4 protein-coding genes and 2 pseudogenes are annotated in these 4,854 nt (G+C 25.4%); 2 read left to right on the top strand and 4 right to left on the bottom strand.

Features of this window, described 5'->3' with window-relative positions:
- The 3 genes and pseudogenes from AOG54_RS10220 to AOG54_RS01010 all read right to left on the bottom strand — a co-directional run.
- Positions 1-178: DUF167 family protein (locus AOG54_RS10220; RefSeq protein ID WP_156324155.1), on the bottom strand; the 178-nt coding region annotated here is incomplete at its 3' end.
- A gap of 94 nt (positions 179-272) precedes the next feature.
- A pseudogene (locus AOG54_RS10215) lies at positions 273-641 on the bottom strand (IS200/IS605 family accessory protein TnpB-related protein); the annotation flags it as partial.
- A gap of 303 nt (positions 642-944) precedes the next feature.
- Complete coding sequence (locus tag AOG54_RS01010; RefSeq protein ID WP_055032279.1) at positions 945-2,390, bottom strand: ATP-binding protein; 1,446 nt, start codon at positions 2,388-2,390, stop codon at positions 945-947.
- A gap of 872 nt (positions 2,391-3,262) precedes the next feature.
- Between AOG54_RS01010 and AOG54_RS10210 the strand changes: the two genes are divergently transcribed.
- The gene (locus tag AOG54_RS10210; protein WP_084795444.1) at positions 3,263-3,436 is read left to right on the top strand and encodes a nucleotidyltransferase domain-containing protein; all 174 of its coding nucleotides are present in this window, start codon (positions 3,263-3,265) and stop codon (positions 3,434-3,436) included.
- Positions 3,437-3,967: 531 nt separating this feature from the next.
- On the opposite strand, the gene AOG54_RS01005 is transcribed toward AOG54_RS10210, so the two are convergent.
- On the bottom strand, positions 3,968-4,393 hold the full coding sequence (locus tag AOG54_RS01005; RefSeq protein WP_054963802.1) for a hypothetical protein: 426 nt from the start codon (positions 4,391-4,393) through the stop codon (positions 3,968-3,970).
- Between the two features lie 147 nt (positions 4,394-4,540).
- On the opposite strand from AOG54_RS01005, the pseudogene AOG54_RS10205 reads away from it, so the two are divergent.
- Positions 4,541-4,854, top strand: a pseudogene (locus AOG54_RS10205) (type I restriction-modification system subunit M N-terminal domain-containing protein); the annotation flags it as partial.

Genomic DNA, 4,854 nt, shown 5'->3' with positions numbered 1-4,854 from the left:
TAAGGCCAGAGATTATCTTTATATCCTTTGAATTAACATTATAAAATTTGGATAGCTGTTTTATAATATCTGCATTTGCCCGGTTATTTTCCATTGGTTCATCAGTGTATACATCAAGACCATTTTCCTTTATGCGTATATTTTTTGGCCCCCTGTACACATGTATATTTATTATCAATTTAATGTTATAATATTATTGGGTATAAAAAATTTTTATTAATAAAATCATGGTTCAAATCATAACATTATGTTAAGATTTCTGTTAACATTTGTTAACATCCATCTTTGAAAGTTGTCATCTCTAATAATTTAAAGATGCTTAAACTTTCAGGATTAACCCTTAACCCGCCTATCCCGTCAAATGCATTCTGGAATGCCTTTTTTATTATATTGTAAGAACCGTTAATATCTGGATTTATTAAAATTCCTTTTGCAGATTTAAACAATCCTCTTTTTATTCTTTTTCCAAGATATTTATCATGTTTTTCTATTGTTTCATTATCAAGAAAAGAGCATTTAGAAGTGTATGATTCTTCCTGAAAATAACATCTATTCCATTCTCTTCTCCTTTGTATTTAATTAGTTTTATTAGTTTATTAAAAGGTATCTGTGTAAAAATTCTGATTGTTTTGATGTTGGATAGTGATTCTTAAACAAAAATCCTTAGATTTCTGACTTGCGACAAAAACAATATAAAAATAATAGCATATTCTCCATTAACCTATATAAATTTAAATAAAAAATTTTATCAATTTCAAGGCCCGTGGGTATGTCAAAGGCATAGTATGCTCTTGCATACTTAAAAAATCAATACCAGGGCATCAGGATTAAAGCATTTAAATGAGGTAATAGGGTTGAAACTGTTAATGTGAATATTTATATATAATTATGTACCATTATGTAATATATAGGTAAAATATACACAACCAGCTTTAAAGCGTGTATTAACTTTTATTTTTTTCAATAAAATTCTTTACATCATTTAAATCCATTAAAATTATGTTTTTATTTTTTATGGTGTTTTTATTTTCAATAAAGCCAGATTTGGAAAATAAAGCATATATAACATTACAGTTATTATAATTTTTAAGCAAAATTTTAGATTTTTCCATTAATTTGTCTATTAATGATGCTGATATCTTTTTATTTGTCCACTTGCATTCACCAAATAACAGTTCATTTCTTTCTGATGAATACGCAACTATGTCTATTTCCTCAATATCATTTCCTTTATTCTTTAATTTGTTTTTACCCCACCACCTTGATACATTGTCATAATATTTTCCGGTAAGGCCATCGTATATTAATGACCTTATTAAATATTCAAATTTTTCTCCCGCGTATGTATTAAAATCATTTTTTATATAATTAAACACCCTTTCTGTTCTTGAATTTTCTATTTCGCTTTTATTTGGCAATATGTAGCGGAACCAGAATGATAAATAATTGTCCTTAATCCAGTAAAGCCTGCGTTTAAAATTTTTATCTGACCCAAATGGTATTTCCGGTTCTATAAAATCAAGGGATATCAAAACATCAATATATTTTGATACCATGCTTTTATCCATTCCGGTATATGAGCATATCTCATTCAGCCTGTGATTTCCAATTGCTATTGCCTTTAAAATTGTAAAGTAATTCCTGGCCTCCCTTAACTCGCCTCTTAATAAAAACTCTGCCTCCTCATAAAGATAGCTGCCACGGTTTAAAAAATTGTTTTTTAAATTATTCCAGAATGATAAATTGGTATTAAACTTTAATATATATTCTGGTATTCCACCAAGGACAAAATAGCTATTGCATAGATCTTCAATGTTGTATTTCAGAAAATTATTAATAAATTTAAATTTTAATGGTTTAATTCTAATCTGCCCGGTTCTTCTGCCATATAACGGGGATTTATATGATAAAACATCATTTTCCATTATGCTTACAGATGACCCTGAAAGAATTAAAAAAACATTATTATTTTTAAGAAATGAATCATAAATTTTCTGAAAAATAGATGGTATAGACCTGTTTGCCTCTATTAAATATGGAAATTCATCAATTGCAATAATAATTTTTGATTTTTTTGTTTTCTCTATAAAATTTATGTTATTAACAATGGATGAAAAAAGTGAATACCAGTCATTATAATAGGCATATTCAATGTTTTTGTCATTTAAAAACTCTGATAATAATTTCTGAAAATTTCTTATATTTTCAGTATCCCCCTCATTGGTTGCGAGAAAATATAAACCATGGCCTGACATAAAATTATTTATAAGTTCTGTTTTACCAACCCTTCTTCTTCCATATATAACAATAAGCCCTGATCCTTCCATATCATACTGATTTTTTAATATCTCCATTTCCTCTTCTCTATCAATAAATTTTTGTTGAGACATAAGTATAATACTTTATATTCAACTAATATTTAAATTTAAGTCCATTCAAATGAAATTCTTGATAATATAGAAATTTTATATGTAATTACGTAATCTTTATTATTATTAAAAACTGGGTTTATGTTTTTAGTTTAGTATTGATATTTTTTATAACTCTTGCATGTTATGATACTCAGATTTATTGCTGATTTAAGTATATAACGAAGAAACAATTTATGCACTTTCAGTTAAATATATTTATACCATTTAAGAGCTTAATTATTTTTATTGGTATAAAAATTCTGGGTATGTCTGTATAAATTTTCCCAGAAGTTATAGTTTGATAAAATATTGATATATCACCAATCTAAAATCATTATGCCATATAAGACATGGTTTTATACAAATATTGTGTCATATATGACATGATTATATAAAGTTAAATAATGATAAAAAAGTTATATTTATGGCTATTTATCATAAAATCATAAATTAATTCCGGCATTATATAATACAATTTATATATCAGTGATTTTTGTTTGTTATTAGTTTAATTTCAAAGGATTTTAACATTATATAACATCAATAATATAAATATATATGGCTTAGTTTGTCTAAGTTTATTCTAAAATTATAGTATTTATTGTTATTTTAAAAATAATGCCATTTATAAGTTCTGAAAATATATTAAATATTAATTATTTATTGAATGTTTAATAGTATTAGTTGCAGAAATTATATATAAACTCATTGGATTCCTTTCTGGTATATTGATTTGTGAAATAAATATTACAAAAGATAAAGTTATTAATACTTATATAATTTCATTTTGTGTATAATCCACTTATTAATAACACTGTTAATCTTATAAAAAATTTGATAAACAGAAAGATATAAAGTTTATTGTTAATTGCGGCTTTGTAAATGGCACATTTCATAATGGTTCAGATATTGATTTATGTATTTATTATGATAATAATCAGGAGGAAAGAAATAAATTTAGATTAAGTGTATTAAATGTAAATGATATTTTTGATATATATTTCAGGATCTTCCATTATATATAAGATTTAATGTTTTAAAGGGTAAAATACTATGCTATAAAGATATATATGATATTTTTAGAAATACCATAGAGGAATTTGAGGATTATAAACGCGGTTATTATGATTATATAAATCTGGAGAAGATACAAGTATATAATAAAAAATAAAGGAAATTCATGAAAGTTTAGAATTAATAAAGAATAATTTGCCAGATTCTTTTGATAAATTTCAAAGTCTTTGATTAATTAATGACGGTATATAAAAGGCTTGAATTTTCTATTGAAAATTTTGTCCTTAAAATACTTAATAATCTTTGAGACCTGATCTTACTGCAATAATTATGCCCTTATTATCAATATTTATACCATATAATTTAATGTCAAATACGGTGCTTACCTACTTTTATATATCATGCATATTCGCTGCAGTGGTTGTGTATTTATATGGCGTATATTAAAAAATATGAACATAAGCAGATAAATTATATGGAAATATAACAATAATACATTATAAATTTTTAAATAGATATATAACTAGTACAAAAAAATAATTTTAATCTATATGTTCCCTTATAGATTTAATAAATTCTTCAGTTTTAGATTGCTGTTTACTTCCCGGTATTTTAAAATCCTCACCACCGCTTGTTCTAATAAGATAAAAGTTCAATTTAAACACAAATGCCAGTACAATAAATACTATTCCCAGAATAAAAAGAGCTGCAAATGCAGAAACACTTGCAAAAGATGTTATCATACCTATAATTATAAATAATATGCCCAATATAATTAACGGTTTTCTTGCATATTTTTCATATTTTATAGATGTAATATGCTTATAACTAAAATCCTCAAAACCATGCCTATGATTTGGAATTAATATTCTTTTTTCGGTGGCAAAATACTGCCCTTTGTAACTTGATATTATGGTTTCATCTTTTCCAAGATATTTTTTAGCCTCATTTGTTAAATCTTTACCCATTTTTCCACCTTCTAATTTATAAAGTAAACTACTAGTTATTAATAAATCTTTGTTTTTTATAATTAGTTCTTAATTATTTAAATATTATAATGTAAAATTAATACTTCAAAAAAATTATGGGCAGCCGCAGATAAGCTAAGAAACAATATGGATGCCGCAGAATATAAGCATGTTGTGCTTGGATTAATATTCTTAAAATACATATCAGATACTTTTACCGAAGTTTATAATGAACTGGAAAATGATAGGGAACATTTTTCCGACTCTGAGGATAGGGACGAATATATAGCAAGAAACATATTCTGGGTTCCCCGGTACAAGATGGGAATATATCCAGAATAATGCAAAGCGCCCGGAAATAGGAACTATTATTGATGTATCATCACTGAATAGGCAGCTTGATACCAAGGTTAAGGAGTTCTTAGAGAATAGAATAGAGGATAAAATAAAATATTTATACA

This window comes from Acidiplasma aeolicum, from assembly GCF_001402945.1.
Taxonomy (GTDB): domain Archaea; phylum Thermoplasmatota; class Thermoplasmata; order Thermoplasmatales; family Thermoplasmataceae; genus Acidiplasma; species Acidiplasma aeolicum.
This window is presented reverse-complemented; position numbering and strand designations above follow the sequence as displayed.

Excerpts from the sequence above, each read along its gene's own strand:
- AOG54_RS01010 (WP_055032279.1), bottom strand. The coding sequence starts at position 2,390 with ATGTCTCAACAAAAATTTATTGATAGAGAAGAGGAAATGGAGATATTA.
- AOG54_RS01005 (WP_054963802.1), bottom strand. The coding sequence starts at position 4,393 with ATGGGTAAAGATTTAACAAATGAGGCTAAAAAATATCTTGGAAAAGAT.